21 protein-coding genes and 4 tRNA genes are annotated in these 22,151 nt (G+C 69.6%); 17 read left to right on the top strand and 8 right to left on the bottom strand.

Annotated features, from left to right (window positions below):
* Positions 1-101 precede the first annotated feature (101 nt).
* Complete coding sequence (locus E1181_RS28685) at positions 102-1,148, bottom strand: LLM class F420-dependent oxidoreductase (protein WP_132679538.1); 1,047 nt, start codon at positions 1,146-1,148, stop codon at positions 102-104.
* Positions 1,149-1,359: 211 nt separating this feature from the next.
* On the opposite strand from E1181_RS28685, the gene E1181_RS28680 reads away from it, so the two are divergent.
* The 3 genes from E1181_RS28680 to E1181_RS28670 are packed head-to-tail and all read left to right on the top strand — an operon-like array spanning position 1,360 to position 3,462.
* Positions 1,360-2,316: a Ppx/GppA phosphatase family protein gene (locus tag E1181_RS28680; protein ID WP_132679537.1), complete on the top strand. Its 957-nt coding sequence runs from the start codon at positions 1,360-1,362 to the stop codon at positions 2,314-2,316.
* Positions 2,317-2,369: 53 nt separating this feature from the next.
* Positions 2,370-2,756, top strand: coding sequence for a phage holin family protein (locus E1181_RS28675; protein ID WP_132679536.1), 387 nt, complete (start codon positions 2,370-2,372; stop codon positions 2,754-2,756).
* A gap of 4 nt (positions 2,757-2,760) precedes the next feature.
* A complete protein-coding gene (locus E1181_RS28670) occupies positions 2,761-3,462 on the top strand; it encodes an ESX secretion-associated protein EspG (RefSeq protein WP_132679535.1) in 702 nt (233 codons plus the stop codon).
* 6 nt (positions 3,463-3,468) lie between these two features.
* Here E1181_RS28670 and lhgO read toward each other — a convergent pair whose 3' ends face one another.
* A complete protein-coding gene (gene lhgO, locus E1181_RS28665; protein WP_132679534.1) occupies positions 3,469-4,662 on the bottom strand; it encodes an L-2-hydroxyglutarate oxidase in 1,194 nt (397 codons plus the stop codon).
* A gap of 336 nt (positions 4,663-4,998) precedes the next feature.
* On the opposite strand from lhgO, the gene E1181_RS28660 reads away from it, so the two are divergent.
* The 3 genes from E1181_RS28660 to E1181_RS28650 are packed head-to-tail and all read left to right on the top strand — an operon-like array spanning position 4,999 to position 8,110.
* Complete coding sequence (locus E1181_RS28660; RefSeq protein ID WP_235877121.1) at positions 4,999-7,275, top strand: sensor histidine kinase; 2,277 nt, start codon at positions 4,999-5,001, stop codon at positions 7,273-7,275.
* Positions 7,276-7,302: 27 nt separating this feature from the next.
* Positions 7,303-7,728, top strand: coding sequence for a roadblock/LC7 domain-containing protein (locus E1181_RS28655; RefSeq protein WP_132623067.1), 426 nt, complete (start codon positions 7,303-7,305; stop codon positions 7,726-7,728).
* A 10-nt stretch (positions 7,729-7,738) separates the two neighbouring features.
* Entirely contained in the window at positions 7,739-8,110 is a 372-nt protein-coding gene (locus E1181_RS28650) for a DUF742 domain-containing protein (protein ID WP_132679533.1), read from the top strand.
* A 69-nt stretch (positions 8,111-8,179) separates the two neighbouring features.
* On the opposite strand, the gene E1181_RS28645 is transcribed toward E1181_RS28650, so the two are convergent.
* Positions 8,180-8,962, bottom strand: coding sequence for an SDR family NAD(P)-dependent oxidoreductase (locus tag E1181_RS28645; protein ID WP_132679532.1), 783 nt, complete (start codon positions 8,960-8,962; stop codon positions 8,180-8,182).
* Between the two features lie 105 nt (positions 8,963-9,067).
* Here E1181_RS28645 and E1181_RS28640 point away from each other — a divergent pair, with 105 nt between their 5' ends.
* Together E1181_RS28640 and pip are read left to right on the top strand one after the other, a co-directional pair.
* Positions 9,068-9,688: a TetR/AcrR family transcriptional regulator gene (locus E1181_RS28640; RefSeq protein WP_132679531.1), complete on the top strand. Its 621-nt coding sequence runs from the start codon at positions 9,068-9,070 to the stop codon at positions 9,686-9,688.
* Between the two features lie 99 nt (positions 9,689-9,787).
* A complete protein-coding gene (gene pip, locus E1181_RS28635; protein WP_132679530.1) occupies positions 9,788-10,744 on the top strand; it encodes a prolyl aminopeptidase in 957 nt (318 codons plus the stop codon).
* Positions 10,745-10,844: 100 nt separating this feature from the next.
* Here pip and E1181_RS28630 read toward each other — a convergent pair whose 3' ends face one another.
* The gene (locus tag E1181_RS28630) at positions 10,845-11,330 is read right to left on the bottom strand and encodes a GNAT family N-acetyltransferase (protein WP_132679529.1); all 486 of its coding nucleotides are present in this window, start codon (positions 11,328-11,330) and stop codon (positions 10,845-10,847) included.
* Between the two features lie 82 nt (positions 11,331-11,412).
* Between E1181_RS28630 and E1181_RS28625 the strand changes: the two genes are divergently transcribed.
* The gene (locus E1181_RS28625) at positions 11,413-11,769 is read left to right on the top strand and encodes a VOC family protein (protein ID WP_132679528.1); all 357 of its coding nucleotides are present in this window, start codon (positions 11,413-11,415) and stop codon (positions 11,767-11,769) included.
* A 24-nt stretch (positions 11,770-11,793) separates the two neighbouring features.
* Here the strand turns inward: E1181_RS28625 and E1181_RS28620 are convergent, their stop codons facing one another.
* Both E1181_RS28620 and E1181_RS28615 read right to left on the bottom strand, forming a co-directional pair.
* Complete coding sequence (locus E1181_RS28620) at positions 11,794-13,194, bottom strand: hypothetical protein (protein WP_132679527.1); 1,401 nt, start codon at positions 13,192-13,194, stop codon at positions 11,794-11,796.
* A gap of 116 nt (positions 13,195-13,310) precedes the next feature.
* The gene (locus E1181_RS28615; RefSeq protein WP_132679526.1) at positions 13,311-14,777 is read right to left on the bottom strand and encodes a hypothetical protein; all 1,467 of its coding nucleotides are present in this window, start codon (positions 14,775-14,777) and stop codon (positions 13,311-13,313) included.
* Between the two features lie 261 nt (positions 14,778-15,038).
* On the opposite strand from E1181_RS28615, the gene E1181_RS28610 reads away from it, so the two are divergent.
* The gene (locus E1181_RS28610) at positions 15,039-15,449 is read left to right on the top strand and encodes a hypothetical protein (protein ID WP_132679525.1); all 411 of its coding nucleotides are present in this window, start codon (positions 15,039-15,041) and stop codon (positions 15,447-15,449) included.
* A gap of 139 nt (positions 15,450-15,588) precedes the next feature.
* Here E1181_RS28610 and E1181_RS28605 read toward each other — a convergent pair.
* A tRNA-Val gene (locus E1181_RS28605) sits at positions 15,589-15,660 on the bottom strand.
* A 57-nt stretch (positions 15,661-15,717) separates the two neighbouring features.
* The gene (locus tag E1181_RS28600; RefSeq protein WP_268952514.1) at positions 15,718-16,107 is read right to left on the bottom strand and encodes a TIGR02611 family protein; all 390 of its coding nucleotides are present in this window, start codon (positions 16,105-16,107) and stop codon (positions 15,718-15,720) included.
* Between the two features lie 954 nt (positions 16,108-17,061).
* On the opposite strand from E1181_RS28600, the gene E1181_RS28595 reads away from it, so the two are divergent.
* The 7 genes from E1181_RS28595 to E1181_RS28565 all read left to right on the top strand — a co-directional run bounded on the left by E1181_RS28595 (position 17,062) and on the right by E1181_RS28565 (position 21,836).
* On the top strand, positions 17,062-17,487 hold the full coding sequence (locus tag E1181_RS28595) for an SsgA family sporulation/cell division regulator (protein WP_093412952.1): 426 nt from the start codon (positions 17,062-17,064) through the stop codon (positions 17,485-17,487).
* 136 nt (positions 17,488-17,623) lie between these two features.
* Positions 17,624-17,696 (top strand) — tRNA-Gly (locus tag E1181_RS28590).
* Positions 17,697-17,742: 46 nt separating this feature from the next.
* Positions 17,743-17,814 (top strand) — tRNA-Cys (locus E1181_RS28585).
* Position 17,815: 1 nt separating this feature from the next.
* Positions 17,816-17,890, top strand: a tRNA-Val gene (locus E1181_RS28580).
* 396 nt (positions 17,891-18,286) lie between these two features.
* Positions 18,287-18,490, top strand: coding sequence for a cold-shock protein (locus E1181_RS28575; RefSeq protein WP_132679524.1), 204 nt, complete (start codon positions 18,287-18,289; stop codon positions 18,488-18,490).
* Between the two features lie 458 nt (positions 18,491-18,948).
* Complete coding sequence (locus tag E1181_RS28570) at positions 18,949-20,769, top strand: HSP90 family protein (RefSeq protein WP_132679523.1); 1,821 nt, start codon at positions 18,949-18,951, stop codon at positions 20,767-20,769.
* Entirely contained in the window at positions 20,766-21,836 is a 1,071-nt protein-coding gene (locus E1181_RS28565) for a hypothetical protein (protein WP_132679522.1), read from the top strand. Before E1181_RS28570 ends, E1181_RS28565 begins: the two co-directional genes overlap by 4 nt.
* The last annotated feature ends 315 nt before the right edge of the window (positions 21,837-22,151 follow it).

Raw genomic sequence — 22,151 nt, 5'->3', positions numbered from 1 at the left:
CATCGAGCAGGTCAAGAGCCTCGCCGAGGACATCTGACCCACGACGCGAACGGGGCCCGGGGTGGCGCGTTGGTCACCTCGGGCCCCGTTCGCGTCGTGGGTCAGATGTCCTCGGCGAGGCTCTTGACCTGCTCGATGAGCTTGGCGCGGCCCGGGGCGTCGCCGGCGAAGGGCGTGACGTTGAGGGTGGTGACGCCGGCTTCCTTCATCGCCGCCAGCCGCTCCTTGACGTGCGACTCGGTGCCGATGAGCGAGATCTTCTCCAGCAGGTCGCGCGGCACGGCCGCGGCGGCCTCGTCCTTCTTGCCGTCGAGGTAGAGGTTCTGGATCTCCTCGGCTTCGGCCTCGTAGCCGTAGCGGCGGGCGAGGTTGTTGTAGAAGTTCTTGCCCTTGGCTCCCATGCCGCCCACGTAGAGGGCGACCATCGGGCGCACGAAGTCGACCAGGTCCTCCAGGCCTTCGCCGATGGCCAGCGGCGCCTGCGCGACGACGTCCAGCGGCGGGAGCGAGGCGTCGCGCTTGGCCGTGCCCGCGGCCAGCGGCTCGCCCCAGACGTCACCGGCGCGCTCGGGCAGGAAGAAGATCGGCTCCCAGCCCTCGGCGATCTCGGCGACCATCTCGACGTTCTTCGGGCCGATCGCGGCGATGAGGATCGGGATCCGCTCGCGCACCGGGTGGTTGATCAGCTTCAGCGGCTTGCCCAGGCCCGTGCCCTGCTCGGCGGGCAGCGGGATGTTGTAGTGCTTGCCGCTGTGCTCCACCTTCTCCCGGCGCCACACCTGTCGGCAGATGTCGACGATCTCCCGGGTCCGGCCCAGCGGTGCGTGGTACGGCACGCCGTGGAAGCCCTCGATGACCTGCGGTCCCGAGGCGCCGATGCCCAGGGTGAACCGTCCGTCGGAGACGAAGTCCATGCCGGCCGCGGTCATCGCCGTCAGAGTGGGCGTGCGGGTGTAGATCTGGAGGATGCCGGAGGCGATCTCCAGCCGCTCGGTCTTGGCCGCGATGAAGCCCATCTGGCTGACCGCGTCGAAGGAGTAAGCCTCCGGGACGTAGACGATGTCCAGCCCGGCCTTCTCGTAGGTCGCCAGGTCGTCGACGGTTTCCTTGAAGCCTCCGCTGTAGTTCAGCGGCATCCCGATGCGCATCGGCCGTTCCTTCCGGGTCCGGCGGCGGCGGGTCGCGGCGACACCGCCGAGGTCTGCAGGCGAGGTTACCGCCGAGTACGTCCCGGCGGGGAGTCCGCCCGCACCCTCGCGTCATGTGATGCACCTCGCAAAGCGACGCGGCGATTTGGCCGCGCGACGTCTGCCGTGCACATGCTGTTGGCATGTCGTTCATCAAGGCTGTGACTTCGTCATGAGACTCGCCATGCTCGACATCGGCTCCGCCGCGGCCCGTCTGGACATCGTCGACCTCGCCAGCCCGCGGATGCCCCGCGCCACCTGGAGCGTCAAGTCCCGCACCCGGCTCGCCGAGCACACCCTGCCCGACGGCCGGGTCACCGAGGAGGGCATCGCCGACGCCGAACGCGCTGTGCGGCACTGCGTGAGCGCCGCGTCCGACAAGCCGACCGAGGCGCTGATCGCCTACGGGACCTCGGCGGTGCGCGACGCGAGCAACGGCGCTCGGCTGCGCAAGCGACTCGGCGAGGCGGCCGGCGTGCGCATCGGCGTGCTCACCCCGCGAGACGAGGCCGCCGTCGCCTACCACGCTGCCCGCCGCTGGCACGGCCGCAGCGGGCGGGCGATGACCACGGTGGACATCGGAGGCGGCACCGTCGACGTCGCGACGGGAACGGGCACCGACCCCGACGTGGTCGTCTCGCTCCAGCACGGGGCCGCTCGGTTGACCAGGCAGTTCCTGCCCGACGACCCGCCGACGCCCGCGCAGCTCGCCGATCTGCGCCACGAGCTGCACGCCACGATCCCGAAAGCCCTGCGCCGGGTGGAGGGCGGTCACCCGCTGGCGCTGTCGAAGGTGCTGCGGCAGCTCGCGGTGCTCACCGAGAGCTCGCTGGACGAGGTGGCCCGCCGACCGCACCGGCTGCGCCTCAAGCACCTGTCGCGGTGGGTTCCCCGGCTCGCCGAGCTCGACCACGAGGAGCGCGCCAAGCTGCCCGGCGTTTCCCGCAGCAGGGGCAGGCGCATCCTGGCCGGAGCGATCGTCGCCGAAGTGATCATGGAGTCGCTGGAGCTCCCGGAGCTGGAGATCTGCCCGTGGGGCCTGCGCCAGGGCCTGGTCTACCGGTTCCTGGAAGCGCGCACCCGCACCCGCGCCGACGCCCTCGACCTCGTGGGGACGCTGTTCGACTGACCGGAGCGCGCGTTCGGCGGTAGCGTTTCCGGTAGATCGACTAGGGAGGCGCCGTGGGGCTGCTGTTGCACATCTTGATCACGATGGTCGCGGTCTGGATCACCACCGCGCTGCCGGGGATCGACCTCTCCGGCGAGGACACCACCACGAAGGTTCTGACGCTGCTGGCCGTCTCGGTGATCTTCGGCCTGGTCAACCTGGTGCTCAAGCCGATCGCCAAAACGCTCGGCTGCCTGCTCTACGTCCTGACGCTGGGGCTGTTCGGGCTGGTCGTCAACGGCCTGCTGTTCTGGCTGACCAGCTACCTCGCGGGCGAGCTCGGCCTGCCGTTCCACGTCGACGGCTTCTGGGCGGCCTTCTGGGGCGCGCTGATCGTGTCCATCGTCAGCAGCGCGCTGGCCGGCATCGTCCGCCGCGTCGCGCAGCCGGAGGAGGACTGAGGCGGTGCGGTGCGGACTGCGCGAGTTAGCCGCGCTGCTGAGCGACGTGACCGACGAGGTGGCCGAATTCCTGGGCGTCGCACCGGAACCCGGTGACGTGTCCGAGCAGTGGCGGGAGGTGGCGAGCACGCTGGCGCGCGCGTCGGTCTTCGGCCTGGCCGAGGTGCGCGTCCCCGACGAACCCGAGCTGCGCGCGGTCGTCGCGGTCGGCGACGGCGGGGGAGTGCGGGTCCGGGTGCGCGGCGAGGAGGTGACCGCCGAGGTCGTCCGCCCGGACGCTCCCTGGCCCGCGCTCGTCGCGTGCCTGCCCAAGCGCGAACCCGCCGAGGGCTGCGAGGTCACGGTCCCCACGCGCGAACTCGCCGAAGCGAGGGCGGAGGCCGCCGAGCGGGACCAGGCCGCGGACTGGCTCGCCTACGAGCTCAAGCAGCGCGAGGTCCCCACCGACGACGCCCGCGCCGTGGCCGACCTGCTGGCCCGCGCCGATGACACCGACGCCCGGCTGTCGGTCGCCTACCGGGACCAGGGCGGCGAGGTCCAGCGCTGGCGCCACGGCATCGAGATCCGGCACTCGACCACCGGCCGCTCGGCGGTCATCCCGGAATCGCCGGACGACACCTTCACCATGGTCGCCCCCGCCGACACCTATCTCCTCGGCAAGACCTTGCAGGAATACCTCGAGGACCTCACCCAGACCCGGGACTGACCGCGCTCACTCCCGGGATCGCAGCCGGGCGGCGATGTCCTTGCCGATCAGCAGGGACGCCGTCGCGGCGGGGGAGGGGGCGTTGAGGACGTGGACCCAGTTCTCGTCCTCCACCACCAGGAAGTCGTCGACGAGGGTGCCGTCGGGGGTGACGGCCTGGGCGCGCACGCCGGCCTCGGCGCGCAGCAGGTGGTGGCCGCGCAGGTCGGGCAGCAGGGTGCGGGCGGCCCGCAGGAACAGGGGTTTCAGGGCGGAGCGGGCGATCTCGGTCGCTCCGGTGCGCCAGTACTTCTTGGCCAGCACCCGCAGTCCCGGGTCGGTGACCAGGCGCTGCAGGTGGGACGGCGAGATCGCGCCCCAGCGGTAGCCCTCGCGCGAGAGCGCCGGAACCGCGTTCGGTCCCACGTGCAGGCTGCCGTCGATCATGCGGGTCAGGTGCACGCCCAGGAACGGGAACGCGGGGTCGGGAACCGGGTAGACCAGCGAGTTGACCAGGTCGCGGCTGAAGGACGTGGTCTCGTAGTACTCGCCGCGGAACGGCAGGACGCGGGCGGGCGGCGTGGTCCCGGCGAGCTCGGCGACGGCGTCGCTGTGCAGTCCCGCGCAGTTGACCGCCCGGCGGGTGCGGATCTCACCCCGGTCGGTGAGCAGGACCAGGTCGGAGCCGTCGCGGCGGACTCCGAGCAGCTCGGTGGCGGGTCGCAGGTCCACGCCGCGCTCGGCGAGGAGTTCGGCGAGCTTCTCGCTGACCGCCGCGAAGTCGGTGATGCCCGCGTCCGGGACGTGCAGCGCCCGCACCCCGCGCACGTGGGGTTCGCGTTCGCGCAGTCCGATCTGGTCGAGTTCGCTGACCTGCACGCCGTTGGCGGTGCCGCGCCGTTGCAGCTCGGCGAGTCGGGGCAGTTGATCGATCGAGGTGGCGACCACCACTTTCCCGGTGCGCCGCACGGGGATTCCGTGGTCGGTGCAGAAGCGGTACATCGCTTCACCGCCGGCCCGCGCGAACCGCGCCTTCGCGCTGCCCGGGGGGTAGTAGAGTCCACTGTGGATGACGCCGGAGTTGTGCCCGGTCTGGTGCGCGCCCCAGTGACGTTCCTTGTCCAGCACCGTGATCCGGCGGTCGGGCTGCTGCTCGATGAGCGCGTGCGCCGTGGCCAGGCCCACGATCCCGCCGCCGATGATCGCCACGTCGTTGGTCATGTCGCCATCCTGCGCGTTCGGATGCGTCGATTCCAGAATCCGCGGAGCGAAATGTCGGCATTCTCCTCGGTCACCCGATTTTCGGGATTGAGCAAGAGATCGTTCATCCGGGCCCAAGATCACCCTGTGCTAAGGTTCATTCATCCTGTCGGGCGAACGATGTTCGACGCTGACAGTGGTATCGGCTTGGTCACGAGCAGTGAGTTTCAGACTCGCGTGCCCCATGCTGATGCCGAATTCCGCGCCGCATCCCCGGTCGCGGAGCCCTGCTGAGTTGAGTCGCGATTCTGGCGAACGTGCGCCGAACCGCGACCGGTTCGACGGTTACGAGGCGTTGTGACGCGGAGCAGTTCGGGTAGTGAGCACAAGACGATCCGGGCCCGCCTGACCCGCGTCGGGCTGGCACCCAGCATCATCCTGCTGGCCATCTGGCTGGCGTTCTCGGCGGTGCCGATCTACCAGGGCTTCCACTCCCGCGTGGTCGCCACCGAGATCCGCGACGCGGCGCTGCCCACGGCCGACGCCTTCGCGTCCCTGCAGGAGGAGCGGCGGCTCGTCGTCGACCAGCTCAGCGGCCGAGAGGCCGATCCGGCCGCCCTGGCGGCTCAGCGCCCCAAGACCGACCGCACCGTCGCCGAGATGCGCCGCACGCTGCGGGTCGCGGGCGAATCCGCCTCCCCGGAGATCGCGGGCAAGATCAAGGCGCTGGACGGGCTGCTCGCCCAGCTGCCCAAGCAGCGGCAGCGCGCCGAATCCGGTCAGGCCGGCGGCACCGAGGCCCTGGACTACTACAACCAGGTCCTCGACGCCGGGCTCGACGTGTTCGAGTCCTACACCGAGACCGTCGCCGACACCGAGAGCGGCCACGCCGGGCACGTGGGCACCGAGCTGTTCCGCGCCGCCGACCAGATGTCGCGCGCGGCCTCGATCGGGACCACGGCGCTCGCCGACGGCGAGTTCAGCACGGACGCACACCTCGAGTTCGCCCAGCTCGTCGGCTCCTACCGCAACACGCTGGCAGCCGAGGTTCCCGCCGCCGAGCCGCGCGCGGGAGACATCGCCGAGCGGCTTCAGTCAGGTCCTGCCTGGGCGCGCGTCGCCGAGCTGGAGGACAAGCTCATCGGGCACCCGCCGCAGCGCCCCGGCCGCTTCGCCGTCGACGAGGCCGCCTGGCGGCAGAGCACCGCTCAGGTCGCCAGCGACCTCGCGGCCGTCGCCGTCGAGCAGGTCCGCTCCGGCGCGCTGATGGCCGTCAGCAACGCCAGCGGGCACCTCATCGGCGTGATCGTCGGCAGCCTCGTCGCGCTCGCCGCGATGCTGCTCGGCATCCTGCTGGCCGCCCGCAACGCGCGAGTGCTGGTCAACCGGGTGCTCGTCCGGCGCCTGGAGAGGCTGCGCGACGACACCCTGCTGCTGGCCACTGAGCGGCTTCCCAACGTGATGGAGCGGCTCGAGCACGGCGAAGAGCTCGACATCGAAGCCGAGCTGACCCCGCTGAACTACGGCGCCGACGAGATCGGCCAGGTCGCCGACGCGTTCAACACCGCCCACCACACCGCGGTCGTCGCCGCGGTGAAGGAGAACCAGGCCAAGGAAGGCGCCAACAAGGTCTTCCTCGGCATTGCGCACCGCAACCAGGGCCTGGTGCACCGCCAGCTCAAGACCCTGGACAAGATGGAGCGCAGCGAGGAGCACCCGGAACGGCTGGAAGGCCTCTTCCAGCTCGACCACCTCGCGACCCGGTCCCGGCGCAACGCCGAGAACCTGATCATCCTCGCGGGTGAGAAGCCGGGCAGGCAGTGGCGCAAGCCGGTGCGCCTGATCGACGTGATCCGCTCCGCGGTCGCCGAAACCGAGCACTACTACCGGATCCGGGTGCACGCCGCGCCGGAGATCTCGCTGGTCGGCGCCGCGGTCGGTGACGTGATCCACCTGCTCGCCGAGCTGATGGACAACGCCACGTCCTACTCGCCGCCGCGGTCGCAGGTCCAGGTCTACAGCAGCGACACGCCGCGCGGCGTGCTGATCCAGATCGAGGACGAGGGCCTGGGCATGCGCCCCGCCGACCGCGACGAGGCCAACGTCCTGATGGCCACCACGCCGCGCTTCGAGGACATCACGCGTCGCGGGGACTCCCGGCTCGGGTTGTTCGTGGTCGCTCGCCTGGCGGCCCGCCGGGGCATCGAGGTCGACCTCCGCGAGGCCGAGGAGCAGGGCACGGTGGCGTTCGTGCTGCTGCCCCTGCACATCGTCGCCGAAGAGGCGGCGCAGGGCGACAAGCAGAGCATGTCGCAGCTGGCCGAGAAGGCCCGAGAACGCGCCACCGGGCAGTCGGTGGTCCGCGAGGCGCGGACCGCTCCGGTGGCCGCGATCGAGGAGCCCGTCGCCGATTTCGAACCGCGCTTCCCGTCGGACGATCCCGACGCCGAACGGCCGAAGTTGCCGCGCCGCGACCGCCAGCAGAACCTGGCCCCGCAGTTGCGCGACGAACCCGACGGCGGAGTTGCGCAGGACACTGCGGCGCTCCAGCCGGAGCGGACCCGTGGCACCATGTCGGCGTTCCAACGCGGAACCCTGGATGCGCGCCGGGCTGGCGGCCGCGACCGAGCTTGACCCGACGATTCGAGGAGCAGCGCAGGAATGAGCGAACAGATCGGTTCTGACGATGACCTGAACTGGTTGTTGGACGACCTGGTCAACCGGGTCGTGGGCGCCCGCGACGGGGTGGTGCTCTCCGGTGATGGGCTGCTGCTGGCGAGGTCCGAGGGACTGACCCCGCAAGACGCCGACCACCTGGCGGCCATGGCCTCCGCGTTGCAGAGCCTGGCCAAGGAGACCGGCAGGCACTTCGGCGGCGGTGGCGTCCGGCAGACCGTGGTGGAACTGGACACCGCGTTCCTGTTCGTCACTGCGGCGGGTGCCGGCGCGTGCATGGCGCTGCTCGGTGACGAGAACGCGGACGTGGGCATGATCGCCTACGAGATGAACCTGATGGTGATCCGTGTCGGCGAGTACCTGAGCTCGGCCCCGAGGGTGGATGCCGTGTCGCAGCTGCGCCAGCAGTGAAGGCACGGCCATGTCTGAAGACGGCCAGCTCTGGCTGGACGAGGAGTCCGGGCCGCTGGTGCGACCGTATGCCATGGTGCACGGTCGCACCCGCCCGGCACGACCGGAACTCGACGTAGCCACGCAGCTGCTGACGTCGTGGAGCGGTGCCGATCGCAGCGGAATTTCCGTTGAGCACGAGGAGATCCTGCGCCTGTGCGTGCGCCCGATGTCCATCGCCGAGGTCGCCGCGCATCTGGACACGCCCATCGTGGTCGCCAAGGTCCTGGTGTCGGACCTGATCGACCGCGGTGACCTCGTCACGGACAAGGCGTCCCGTCAAGCCCAGCGCCCCAACCGCCAACTCCTGGAAGCGGTTCTGGAAGGAGTCCGTCGCCTCTGACGGACTCCGGGCGGTCTCAGCCGTCCGTCACCCGGGCGCGAGGATCTTCGCGCGAACCGGCTCGTTCCCTCACGCCGCGGCGGCGTCCGGTGGCAACGCCGGTCCCAGCAGCAGTCCGCCGTCGGCGACGAACTCCGAGCCCGTGATGAACGACGCGTCAGCCGACGTCACGTGGAGCAGCAGTGACGTGATGTCGGACGGCTCGCCCGTGCGCGGGACCGCGAACGGCGCGGGGGAGTAGAAGTCCGCGATCGGCGGTCGGCCGTCGATCGGTTCGTTGATCAGCGGCGTCGAGATGACGCCCGGGTGGATCGAGTTCACCCGGATCCCGTCGCGACCGAGTTCCAGGGCGGCGGTCCTCGTCAGTCCCCGCAGAGCCCACTTGCTCGCCACGTACGGCGCGTACATCGGCGTGCCCGCGTGGCCCATCGTGGAGGCGATGTTGACGATGACGCCACCACCGTTGCGGCGCAGCGACGGGGTGGTGGTCTTGATCCCCAGGTACGACCCGGTCAGGTTGATCCCCAGAACGCGGTCCCAGAGCGCGCGATCGAGCGATTCGATCGGCATCGCGGGGTTCTGCACGCCGGCGTTGTTGACCAGGATGCCGATCGGACCGAAACGCCCCTCGGCCTCGGCGACCGCCTGCCGCCAGTCCTCTTCGTCCGTGACGTCCGTCCGGACGAAGAGCGCGCGCTCTCCCAGCTCAGCGGCGAGCGCCCGTCCGCGATCCTCGGAGGTCGCGGCGATCACCACGTTCGCGCCCTCGCGGTGGTAGGCGCGAACGTGGCTCGCTCCCTGCCCGCCGGTGCCGCCGGTGACCAGCACGGTCTGGTTGTCGAAACGTCCCATGATCTCCTCGTTCCCGAGTGGTGAGTCGAGTGACTCGCCTCGCCATCGAAGGTACGAGCCTCCGGAGAGGTGAGTCAAGTGGCTCACCTCGCCTAGGATGTCCGCATGACCACCGAGCCCTCGCCGTACCACCGGCGCGTCGCCGAGCAGAAGAGGAGCGCCATCGTCGAGGCGGCGACCGAGCTCTTCCTCGACTCCGGTTACGCCGGTACCTCGCTGGCCAAGGTCGCGGAGAACGCAGGGGTGTCGAGGGCGACGCTGTTCAAGCAGTTCCCGACCAAGGCGGCGCTGTTCGACGTGATCGTCGCGGAGGCCTGGCGAGGAGCCGAGGACGAACAGGAGCCGCCGACCGGAGACCTGATCGCGGGGCTCACGGCCATCGGCCGTCGCTACGTCGACCTGCTCACGCGGCCGGGCATGGCGGGCCTGTTCCGGATCGTGATCGCCGAACTGCCGCGCTTCCCCGAGCTCGGCGAAGCCCACTTCGAACGCGGCAAGATGCCCTACTTCGAGTCCGTCCGCCGCTACCTCGGAGCCGAGAACCGGGTAGGCACCGCGGAGATCGACGATCCGGAGCTGGCCGCGACCCAGTTCCTCGGCATGATCTCCAACTACGTCTTCTGGCCCCGCATGCTGCTGATCGACTGGTCACCCGACGAATCCTCGATGAGCCGCGTCGTCGACGAAGCGGTGCTGATGATGCGGGCGCGATACGGCACGGCGTGAGGGCGTCGGCGTCCTGTCCTCCAGGAAGTTCCAGCCAGCACGCCCCCGCACCGCGAAAATCATTCCCGCGCCGCCGACCGCTGGGGCACGATGGCGTTCATGCGCGATCTCCACCCGCAGCGGGAACCTCACGCCTCAGGCCACCTCGACGTCGGCGACGGCAACCTCGTCCACTGGGAGGAGAGCGGCAACCCGGACGGGAAGCCCGCGGTGTTCCTGCACGGCGGTCCGGGCGGCGGCTGCTCGCCGGCCCACCGCGGCCTCTTCGACCCCGACGCCTACCGGATCGTGCTGTTCGACCAGCGCGGATGCGGTCGCAGCACGCCCGACGCCGGAGTCCTCGGCGCCGACTTGAGCAGCAACACCACCTGGCACCTGGTCGCCGACATCGAGCGCCTCCGCGAGCACCTCGGCATCGAGTCCTGGCTGGTCCTGGGCGGTTCGTGGGGCAGCACCCTGGCGCTGACCTACGCCGAGACCCACCCCGAGCGCGTCACCGAACTGGTGCTCCGCGGCGTGTTCACCTGCCGCCGGTCCGAGCTCGACTGGCTCTACGCGGGCGGCGCCGCCAACCTGTTCCCCGACCGCTGGGCGGGCCTGCTCGCGGTGGTGCCCGAATCCGAGCGGGACGACGTGCTGCGCGCCTACCACCGGATGCTGCACGACCCCGACGACGAGGTCCGCGAACGCGCCGCCATCGCCTGGAGCCGCTGGGAGGCGCAGCTGATCGGCCTGCTGCCGCGCCCGGAACTCGTCGAGAACTTCGGCGACCCGGCGTTCGCCGCGGCCTTCGCCCGCATCGAAACCCACTACTTCGTGCACGGCGCCTGGCTGGCCGAAGGCCAGCTCCTCGCCAACGCCCACCGCCTGCACGGCATCCCGGGCACCATCGTCCAAGGCCGCTACGACGTCATCACCCCGCCGTTCACCGCCTTCGAACTCGCCGAAGCCTGGCCGCAAGCCGACCTGCGGATCATCCCCGACGCCGGTCACGCCTACGACGAACCAGGAATCCTCGACGCCCTGATCAACGCCACGGACAACTACGCGACCTGACCGAACGCCGCGAAGTGCGGGAAGTGCGGGGCATTTCGCACTTGATCTCCTCTGGCCGGCCGGTTGATCGGAGTAGAGCACGCTGCTCTCCGCAGGCCGATCAGAGCCTCAGCAGCATGGTGTCGGCGTGCTCGCGGCGATCCACGACGGTGAAACCCTCGGCCACGTAGATCCGCGCGGCCGGGTTCGCGCGTTCGACGCTGAGGCTGATCCGGGCGATGCCCCGCGCTCTCGCGGTGTCGAACAGCGCTCGCAGCAGCTTTCGGCCGACTCCGCCGCCGCGGCTCGCGGCATCGACACCGATCGCCAGCTCCGGGACGTCCGGTCCGACGAAACCGTAGGCGGGCGCGGTCTCGTCGAAGTACCGCAGCCACGCGGCCCCGATCGGGCGGGCGGAGCGCTCGGCCACCATTCCCAGATCGGTTGCGCGCGGCCATCCCTCGACGTAGTGCGCGACGGCCGGTTCGGCGAGCGTCTCAGCGCGGCTCCGACCCGGATGGCTGGGCGTGTTCGCCGCCTCCACCAGCATGTCCTCGAGGAACACCACATCACCGGGGCCGGCGGGCCGGATCGCGATCTCGTCCATGCCCGACATCATTCGACCCTGCGGGCGCCGGCCGCAACGGAATTCGAGTGCGATCCCGGAGTTCGCTGGTCATACTCGGCGCATGTCCAGCCGACTGGCCGCTGTCGCCATCGATGCCCGCGACACCGAGAAGGTGGCCGCCTTCTGGTGCGACGTGCTCGGTTGGCACGTCGTCGACCAGGAGGAGGACGGCATCACGATCGGCCCCGCCGACGGCGCGTGGCCGCGCATCGACGTCTTCGAGGTGCCCGAGCCCAAGACCACCAAGAACCGCCTGCACCTCGACCTCCGCGCCGAGGACCGCTCCACCGCCGACGAATTGCGACGGCTGGAATCCCTCGGCGCCCGCCGCGTGGACGTCGGCCAATCGCCCGACGTCAGCTGGGTGGTCCTCGCCGACCCCGAGGGCAACGAGTTCTGCCTGCTCAGCGGGCGCTGAGTCAGCGCCGTCCGGGGAAAGGCCTCACCGCGGACCCGAGGTCTTGTTCTTGCCGACCTTGACCTCGCGCGAGCCGTGCAGTGCGGGACCGCGCTTGGCGCGCTGCACCTTCCCGTCGCCATCGGCCTCCCAGGCCGGGGGAGAGGGCCAGCGCTCCATGAGGGCGTTGCGGAGTTCGCGACCGCGCACGTTGACGATGCCGGTGCCGATCAGCGCCGCGACGAACATGACCGCCGAAACGACCATCGCGACGAGAGATTCGGTGCGGTAGGCGGCGAAGACGTCCTCCGAGCCCAAGCCCAGACCCTTGCCGATCAGGTAGGAGGACGTGCTGAACACCAGGCCCGCACCGGACATCGTCGCACCGACGCGCGCCAGCGGATGCGTCTGCCGCTGCGAGTGGTGGGCCAGCAGGTCCTCGGCCGGGCGGTCGGAGCTCGGGTCGGCCAACCTCGTGCGCAGCTCGGCGCGTTCGGAACTGCGCTGCTTCCAGTCGAACAGCACGCCGATGGCCGCGAGCAGCATGCCCGAGGTGATCAGCACCGCGAAGATCCAGATGCCCCCGGCGATCAGGGCCTCGACCGGCGAGGAGTAGGTGGTCTCCTCGCACTCGTACTTCCCGCCCCCAGGGCTGCCCGCGCATCGCGTCAACACCGACAGCTGCAGCGCGAGGACACCCCCGAGCCAGAGACCCGCGGCACCGTAGAGGCACCGCTTCGCGATCGACGGCCTGGGCGGAGTCTTCTTGCTCGCACCGTCGCGACGCGCTTCTCTCACCTGCTTCCAGGCGTGTCCTTCGTCGTTCGAACTCCACTGCGCGGCGACCCGGGCATGGCGACGTTCGTGGGCCGGGGTGAGCAGGTGGGTGCTGGCATAACCGACGAAGGCCATGAGCAAGGCGTAGCCGGTGATGAACGAGAAGATCAGCGCGCTCTCGGCGTCGTCTCCTTCAGCCAGCACCACGATCAGCCCGATCACCCCCAGCAAGCCGGCCAGGACCGCGTTCCCCCAGCCGAAGAAGGCGAGTGCCTCCGCGGGTTTTCCGGTGACGGACCGAACCTGGTCGGGCGAAGGAACGGCGTAGCGGGACGCGCCCCGCGCAGCCGCGTTGACGATCGCCTTCGACGTGGTCGACTCCCGCAGGAAGCTCGCCACCGCGCCAGCTGCGCACGCGACCAGCACGAACGCCAGCAGCACGCCCATGCTCATGCGGCTGAGGTGGTCGATGACCTCCTCGAGGCCGGGATCATCGAGCAGGTCCTCCTCGGCGAGCAAGCCCACCCCCATGATCAGCGCGAAGGCGCATCCCAGGCCGATCAGGAACGAGGTCAGGGCGTGAACGCACGCGCGCGCGATCTCACCGGCCAGTCCGACCTCGTACTCGTACCAATGCCAGGGATTGGTCTGGTCTTCGTCGTCACTCACCGGGAATCTCCTCCGCCTGCGGCGTTTCTCGCCGCATCATAGGGAGAGCCGTCCCGCGGAATGCGCACAATCATCGGAAATGGCGACGCGAGAAGAGCTCTCCGAGACGGAGCGTCCTAGCGCTCGACCAGTACGAGCTCGTCCTGGCCTCGGGCGGGCAGGTCGATCGGCCAGGTCTTGATGTGCCGGCCGGGCGGGTCCGGGAGGATCGACGCGAAGTGGAGTTCGTAGTCGAGGCGCGGCGGGCTCGCGTTCCGCTGGTGCAGCCAGTTCAGCCGCAGCAGGTCCTCGCCCACGAGCCCGGACCGCTCGCGGCGCTGGTCGAGCAGGGGCTTGATCAGCCCCCGGTCTCCGAAGTGGTCGACGACCAGACCGCCCGAACCGTAGGCGAGCGCTTCGATCTCGCCGGGTCCGCGAACCCGATTCCCTCCGGTGAGCGCGGGAATCTCAGCCCCGATCGCCAGGTACTGGTCGCTGCGCGCCATGTTGAACACCAGCGGCATCGCCGCCCACGGCGCCGGGCCGGCGGAGACGAGGGAGAACGCGGCGAGCAGCGCGGTTCCCGCGCAGCAGAGCACGCCACCGACCTCGGCGATGACGATCGACGCGGTCATCGCGGAACAGGCCACCAGGGGCGCGAAGTACCAGGCTTGCGGATACGCGTCGATGCTCAGCAAGGCCGCCCAGTGCGCCCACCCCGCGAGCAGGAACGCCAGCGCCACCCGCGCCCAGGTCGATCGGCGGTGGCGCCAAGCCCAGATCCCGCCGCAGAGCCCGGCTCCGACCGTGATGGCGGTGAGCGCGGTGCTCACCGGGTAGTAGCGCCAGAAGAGTTCGAGGGGAGCGGTGAGCATCGTGGGCGAACCGGGCTCGGACACCTTGATGAACGTGGTGTCCGGGATGAAACCGCCGAGGCGCAACCACGACCACACGTGCCACAGCAGGGCGAGCAGCGCCCCGATCGCGGCCGCTCGAACCCTGCCCCGCCGGAGCAGCACCACGACGAGCACACCCGCGGGCACCACGAGATCGGGGCGGCACAGCACCGCCAGACCCCACAGCGCTCCGGTCGCCCACGACCGGCCCGCGAGGGCGTGGTACCCTACTCCGACCAGCACCGCGATCCCGAGGTAGGTCTCCAGCCCGATCGTGGACACCACCAGCGGTGTGGTCACGAGCAGCGCCACCACCGCGAACGGCATCGCAGCGGAAGCCCCGATCCGCCGCGCCAGCCGCGCCGACCACCAGCCGGTGATCGCGAGGGTGACCGCCAGCAGCACCCCGACCGCGACCGCGGGGCTCCTGACCGCCCAGAAGAGCGCGGTCAGCAGCCAGGCGTTCAGCGGTGAGGTCTGCGTGTTGGAGGTCTGGTCGAGCAGCAGGCCCCAGTGCCCGTGCTCGGCGAGGTTGCGGACGTAGGTGAGGGTGATCCAGGCGTCGTCGGCCAGCGCCCGGTGCGCGAGCAGGATCAGACCCGCACCGGCCGCGGCCCCGGAACCGGCGGCCCACCACTCCAGACGATTTCGCTGCGTGGGTTCCGGTCGCTTCTCGGTCGGGACGCCCGAAAGATCCGTAGCATTCATGAGCGCAGAGTTGCAGCGCAGGTGGCGTCCGACCGCTTGCGCATTCGTATGCCCGCGGCTTCCCGATCAACAACCACGCGAAAGGTGATCGCCTTCGCCCGCAGAACTCGAAAACCCCGACACATTCGCGTTTTTCCGGTGCGGCGATCGTCCCCAGAGGACAGGTCTGGTCCGAACCGTCCATGATCGGTGTTCGTTCTGCCCCGGCAGTTCAGACCGAAGTGCCCGTGTTCGCGGGAGGCTTCGCGCGATACTCGGTGCATGACGCAGGAGCCCGCGCACCTCGACGATCACCACGTCCTGATCCATGCGTCCCGGGACCGGGTTTGGCAGGCCGTGCTGGAGCAGTCGGAGAAGATCCTCCGCAGGGGGAAGCCCCTCGCGTGGATCCTCGGCGCGAACCCGCCGAACGGCTTCGCCGTGACGGCCGAAGAGCCCCACCACCGACTGGATCTCGCGGGGCGGCACCGGTTCGCGACCTATCTGCTCCGCTTCGAGCTCACCGCTGCGCCAGAGCAGGGCGGATCAACGGTGCTCGTCGCACGCTCGTACGCGAACTTCCACGGCCTGACCGGGCACGCCTACCGCGCTGCACTGATCGCCTCGGGCGGCCACGTCGCCGTGGTCCGACTGATGCTGCGCGCAGTGAGAACGGCCGCCACCGCGCGCTAGACCCCGCAATTCCTGCGGTGAGATCGGATTCCGCGAACCCCATCCGAGAAGGCGAAATGGATTCGCGCAACCGGGTCGGGGAATGAAGAAGACCCTGGTCATTTCTCCGATTGGAGTTCTGACCAGGGTCTTTGTTCTGTGGGCGATACTGGGATCGAACCAGTGACCTCTTCGGTGTGAACGAAGCGCTCTCCCCCTGAGCTAATCGCCCTTGTTCTGTTGTTCGTTCGCCGTTCCCGGCGACGAGAAGGACAATACACGATCGTTTCTAGGGGCCGAACAGGGGGGAGGCCAACCACGTCCAGCGCAGGCCGAGCCAGCCGCCGATGGTGCCGAACATGCCCAGCAGCCACAGCGTCACCACGACCACCAGGCCGGTGGCGGCCATGATCGTGAGCTTGGTGGCCAGGTTCTGGCGGCCCAGCCAGTGGACCCACCGGTGGTAGTGCCGCTTGGCGAACATGTTGACCCGGTGCGCCCAGTGGAACTCGGTGGCGAGGATGCCGAGGCCGGCGAAGACCACCAGCCATCCCGGCCCCGGGTAGGGGATCATCAGGAGTCCTGCGATGAGGACCGCTGTGCCGAATACGCCGAGCACGACGCGGTAGGTGATGTTCAGGGTCCGGCGGCGGCGGACGTACGCGCGGTAAGCGCGCAGGCGCTCACGCAGCGCGTGCAGGCGCGGGTGCTTGGGGTGCTCGTGGTCGCCCGGTGCCGCACCGGTCTGTCGGGCTTCCGGCTCGGTGTGATCGTTCAGGGCTCTCCACCTAAAGGCTGTTCGTCGGACTCGCTCGCTCAGGATACGGTCGCAGTGGGCCACCCGTGGTGCAGTGGGTCACAGCGCCGACGAGTCGGTAACCGACCATTGTTCCCGGGCCCGGTGAACAGCGGTTTGCTGTCAAGCGGACAGACGGGTGCTCGCCGCCGGATGCTGTGACTGAATTGTGATTGGGATCATTGTCCGGTTCGTCGGAAGCCGGGTCCTTGGACCCTGTGGCGAGCCTTCGATCCTGGTCACACTGTGAGCCGCCTCTCGACCGCGCGTTCGGTGCCGTGCGTGCGCTGTAACCGACGCGGTGAGAACCATTAGCCCGAACCGGTGACATCTCGTGGTGGACGTCTCATCCAAGGCATTTTCGGGAAAATGCGAAGGCTCTTCGTCGCTTATTCTTGAGTCACGTCAGGCGAACCCGACGAAGCGTGAACCCGGTGGTCAGCCGGTACGCGGAGGCGGTATTCACCGGGCGTGAGCGACCGATCTGCAGACCGGGCTCGGACACAGTTGACCTAGTTACAGAACGTAACGACGGTGGGTCACTGGGCGAGGCGGGTCCCTTGGGCCGGCCGCTCTGATCGGGAGAGTTCGCGACGGATCGAGTCTCCGGCGTGGGCGACGGGCCCGTCCGATCGGAAGGGGATCGGCCGGAACCGGCGACCACCCCGAACCCGGGATTTCGACCACGGAGTGCACTCGCTTGGTCGCCCAGCGAATTCGGGCATGGCCCGACCGGGTGATCTATGCGGGAGTCGCGAGTAAATCTGCCCGATGAGGCGTCACAACTGTGTTGCTCGGTCGATAAACGGACCGGGAGGGAGCAGGAAGGGGAGGACAATGCGTAATGATCACGTGACACTCCGTTCTACGGCCGTGTTCGATCTGCTGGCTCCGCAAGCGCCCGCAGTGCCGGTCCAGGTCGAACTCCGCTACGACACCCAGGACCCGTACGCCGTGGTGGCCGCGTTCCGCACCGGCCGCGCTGGATGGGTCGAATGGGTCTTCGCCCGCGATCTGCTGGCCGACGGCCTGATCGCGCACGCCGGTGAGGGCGACGTGACGATCCGCCCGGCGGTCGACGACCCGGAGGTCGTCGCCATCGAGCTGAGCTCGCCGTCCGGTCACGCCGTGTTCGAGGCTTCGGCTCAGGAGCTCGCCGACTTCCTGGACCGCACCTACGACGTGGTGGTCCCGGGCAACGAGAACCTGTGGGTCGACGTCGACGACGCGCTCACCCGCCTGCTGCCCTTCGACATGGGCTGATCAGGTCAGAAGCGCTCTGCCCGGTTGCGACCAGGCGGAGCGGGGACCCCCCTTTGATCCCGATCTTGGGCGTGGTCTAGAGTTCATTGCAACGCGGCGGACAGGCCCGGGACACCGGGCCGAGATGTCGCAGCAGGCGGATGTAGCGCAGCTGGTAGCGCATCACCTTGCCAAGGTGAGGGTCGCGGGTTCGAGTCCCGTCATCCGCTCTGGTTCTCTGGCGTTCCAGCCGGCTTCGGTGTGGATGCGGAGTCCGGCGGAGTGGCCGAGTGGCTTAGGCAAGGGCCTGCAAAGCCCTGTACGCGGGTTCGATTCCCGCCTCCGCCTCGCGCGATTAGCTCAGTGGGAGAGCGCTACCTTGACACGGTAGAGGTCACTGGTTCAATCCCAGTATCGCGCACCATTGCAATTTCCAGGCGAGAGCCCCAATTGATGGAAATCCATCGATTGGGGCTCTCGCTGTTTGGGGAGCCGCTTGGGAGAAGTTGATCCTCCGCTGATGTCACGGGCGCACGCCGTCGAGAAACGATCTCCTGTTGAACTGAGCGGAAGCCGCAGCGCGTGGAGCCGGTGAACTGGCGTGTCCTCGGGGGAGCGACGGCGCGTCGGATCCGCGTGTAGGGTGAGTGGTGGTCGTTGTACTTCTGGGTTCGTGTTGTGCGCATGCTCGCAGGATGTTGATGCGGGCGAGCTTCTTTCTTTGGTCGTAGCTGGAGTTAGCCGCCGTCTGAGATCCCCCGGCCCGGGCCTCCGCGCGGTGTGGTTGCCCGTCATACCCCAGCTCCTGAAGGAGACAGTCATGATCAACGGAACCGTGAAGTGGTTCAACTCGGAGAAGGGCTTCGGCTTCATCGCCCCGAACGAGGGCGGCCCGGACGTGTTCGTGCACTACTCGGCCATTGACGCGGCCGGATTCCGCACCCTCGAAGAGGACCAGCAGGTGACCTACGACGTCAGCCAGGGCCCCAAGGGCCCGCAGGCCGACGTCGTGCGCGTGGCCTGAGACTCCGCTGAGTTCTCCTTCCCGGCCCGCATCTCGTGTGCGGGCTCGGGGACCGCGGTTCGTCGGCACAGCTCCCGCACTCGCTCCTGCGGTGCGGTTGAGGCCGGCCGAACCGACCTGCCCAGCAGCGCGCTGGTCGCCGCGACGACGCTGCCCACCGCCGGGCGCGCAACCGGCCGCCGTCTGCTGCAGCACCGTTCCCCTCCGGTTTGAGCCGAGTCCGTTTCCACCGGCCCAGGTTCCCGGAACCTTGTTCCCCGCCTGCGGCGGAGGACGTGTTTTTCCTCGTGCGCGGCACGGACCTTCGCGTCCTGGTGATGTGAGCGAAGGCTGCCACGTTGCGCCGATGCTGGTGACCGCGGTGTTGGTCATCTCCTCGTAGTTGCCCCGAATCCCGGGTGGCCGCTGTTGTTGTGAACCGCACCCGAGCGCGGTGAGGGACATCTACGCTTGGCGGCGTGAACCAGGTGGGTCCCGGTGAAGGCGCTAGAACCGAGCTGTTCCAGGTTGATCTGCGCGGTGTCGTGGAAATCCTCTCGCAGCACCTGTATTCCAGTCCGCGCGTGTTCCTGCGGGAGCTGTTGCAGAACGCGCGCGACGCGATCGTGGCGCGCGCCGGGGACGGCGCAGCGGCGGATTCCCCTCCCCGCGGCCTGATCCGGGTGACCGTCGAGGACGAGGCGATCGTCGTCGAGGACAACGGGATCGGGCTCGACGCGGGCGAGATGCGGGCGCTGCTGGCGACGATCGGTGCGTCGTCCAAGCGCGCCGACCTGGAACGGGTTCAGGAGGACTTCCTCGGTCGGTTCGGCATCGGGCTGCTCTCGTGCTTCCTGATCGCCGACACCGTCGAGGTGGTCTCGCGCAGCGCGCGCACCGAGGACGCCCCGACGGTGCGCTGGGTCGGCTCGAGCGACGGCACGTACGAGATCACGACGGCGCCGGAACCGTTGAGCCGTCCGGGATCGCGGGTCATCGTCCGGCCGCGGCCCGAGGAGCGGGCGTGGGCGAATTCGCGGCGTCTGACGCGGGTGGCGCGGGAGTTCGCCCGGTACCTCGACACACCGATCGACGTCGTCGACACCGCGGGTGTCCCGGCACGCGTGAGCACCGCGACACCACCGGAAGCCCTCGACGCGGAGACCCGGGCGCAGCTGTGCGCCGAGACCTTCGGCTTCGACCCGCTCACCACGGTGCGGATCGACGTGCCGCTGCTGGGCGTGCGGGGCGTCGCGTTCGTGACACCGGAGGAGACCTCCTCGGCGCGCCGCGGCGGGGACGTCGTCCACAGCCGCGGGATGCTCGTGGCGGACGACAACACCCAGCTCGCGCCGGACTGGGCGTACTTCGCCCGCCTGATCGTCGACGCCGGGACGCTGCCGTTGACCGCGTCGCGGGAGTCGCTGCAGGAGACGAGCCTGACCCGCGAGGCGGCAGCGGCCGTCGGGGAGCAGATCCAGCGGCACGTCGAGGAACTGGCCCGCTCGCACGCCGACACCTTCCGGCTCTTCGTCGGGGCGCACGCCGTGGGGTTGCGGGCGATGGCGCTCACCGACCCGTCGATGTTCGCGTTCATGTACGACCACCTCCGCTTCGGCACGTCCCGGGGTGAGCGGACGCTGCGGCAACTGGTCGCGGGCACGGACGCGGAGCCGCCCGCGCGCGTGGTGCACCCGGTGCTGTCCCCCGGGCAGTTCCGGGCGCTCGCCCCACTCGCCCGGCACCACGACCTGGTCCTGATCGACGCCTCCCACGTCCACGAACCGCAGTTGCTGGCCAGGCTGGACCAGTCCGATGTGGACGTGGCGGTGCGGCACCTCGACCTGGAGACGTTCGTCGACGCCGCCGCGCCCGCGAGCGACCGGCGGCTGGCCGCGTCGATCGAGGGGCTCGTGGCCGGTGTGCTGCCCGGTCATCGGGCGCAGGTCGTCGATCTCGGCGTGGAGTCCGTGGCCGCGCTCGAACTCGGTGCGGACGACGAATGGCACCCGGAGGCGGCGGGGAGCAGCGGCTGGGGGTCGGTTCTCGGCGGAATCGCGGCACCCTGGGAGCCCGCGGGCCCGCGCCTCGTGCTCAACGTGGCCTCGCCCGCGGTACGGGCCCTCGACGGTGCGCTGTCGGACGACGTCGCCGCGCACGCGGTGCGGGCGCTGTACGTGCTGGGACGCCTGCACACCGGTCAGACGCTGACCGATGATGATCACCTGCTGCTGGGGGACAGCCTCAGCACGCTCGTCACCGCGGCCACCGGTACGGGCGCATCGAAGGGCAGGTCATGAACGCGTTCGACGAGTACCTCGAGCGGCTCAGCGACGACGAGATCGCCGAGCTGGAGCGGGTGAACGACAACTACCTCGCGGCGGCGGCGATGGAGCCGGGGATCGAGCAGGAGAAGATCCTCGACGCGCTGTACGCCGACGCGGCGAAGCTCGACTCCGCCCTGCACATGGTGCTGGCGCGGATGTTCCAGCTGTTCTCGGTGTTCCAGCGCGGTGCGCACGCCGAGGGCTTCCGGCTGTTCGTGCCCACCATGGAGCTGCTGAAGCAGCGCAGGCACGAGATTCCCGAGAACGCGACCGAGTCGATGTCCTCGATGGTGTTCCAACCGCTGTCCGTGATGCTCGACGATCCGGCGGTGCCGCGAGCGACCGTCGAAGGATTCCTGAACCAGCTCGAGCAGGAGACCCGGTCAACCGGCCACGGCGCGGCCGAACTCGCGGTGGCGCGCGCGTACTGGCACGCGCACACGGGTGAGCGGGACGCCGCCGAGGACTGGATGGACAGGTGGCTCGCCGACGGCTCGAACTGGTGGGCGCCGGAGAAGACGATGACCATCGGGCTGATGAGCGCCATCATCGGGACGTTCGACGCCGGAGAAGCGTTGCGCGAGCTCGATCTGCGCGTGCCCGGGATGGTGGGCCCACCGCACCGCGTCATGAACATCAGGGTCGACCGCGCGGGCTACCTCGCGGTGTGCGGCAAGCACGACGACGCGTGGCAGGCGTTGACGGCGGCCATCGACGGGCAGGAGCTCGACGCGGTCGCCGAGCGGTGCGCGTCGTGGGCGGTGGTGCGCGCGGCGGACGGCGCGCCGGAGAACTCCGGCGACGACTCGCCGGGTGCGCGGGAGATCGTCGCCGCGGCCGAGGAGAACATCGACACCACCTCCCTGGACGCGGTCGAGGACGTCGCCGCCGTGGCGCGGTTCCACCTGCTGCGCGGCGACCGGGCCCGCGGCGAGCGGCGGCGTGCCGAGGCCTACGAGCGGGCCCGCGCCTACGACGTCCGCAACGGGACCGGGCACCACGCTGCGCTCCTCGACCGCCGCTGGTTCGCGGACGTGTAGCCGGTGAACCTCGGATCCTGCGACGGCGGTTGGTTCTCCGTTCTTGCAGGTCAGCAGGATGTCTGCCTCGACGTCGGCTGATCGGTCCGCGGCGGGTTCGGGGTTCGTCCCCGATGCGTCCGGGGCTCGCGAGTGGTGTGCTTCTCGGTATGGCGGGACTGATGACGTGGGTGTTCGATCGCGGTTTCGGCCATCCCCGCGGGTTGGTCGGCCGACTCGGTGGCGCGCTCATGGTGAAGGGCAACTCCGAGCAGGAGCGACGAGCCGTGGAGGGGGCTGGGCTGAGCCCCGGTGGCGCGGTGGTCGTGGTGGGGC

It is taken from the genome of Saccharopolyspora terrae (genome assembly GCF_004348435.1).
In the GTDB taxonomy this organism is placed as follows: Bacteria; Actinomycetota; Actinomycetes; order Mycobacteriales; family Pseudonocardiaceae; genus Saccharopolyspora; species Saccharopolyspora endophytica.
Note: the sequence above shows the minus strand (reverse complement) of the source record. Positions and strands in the feature narration are given on the sequence as shown.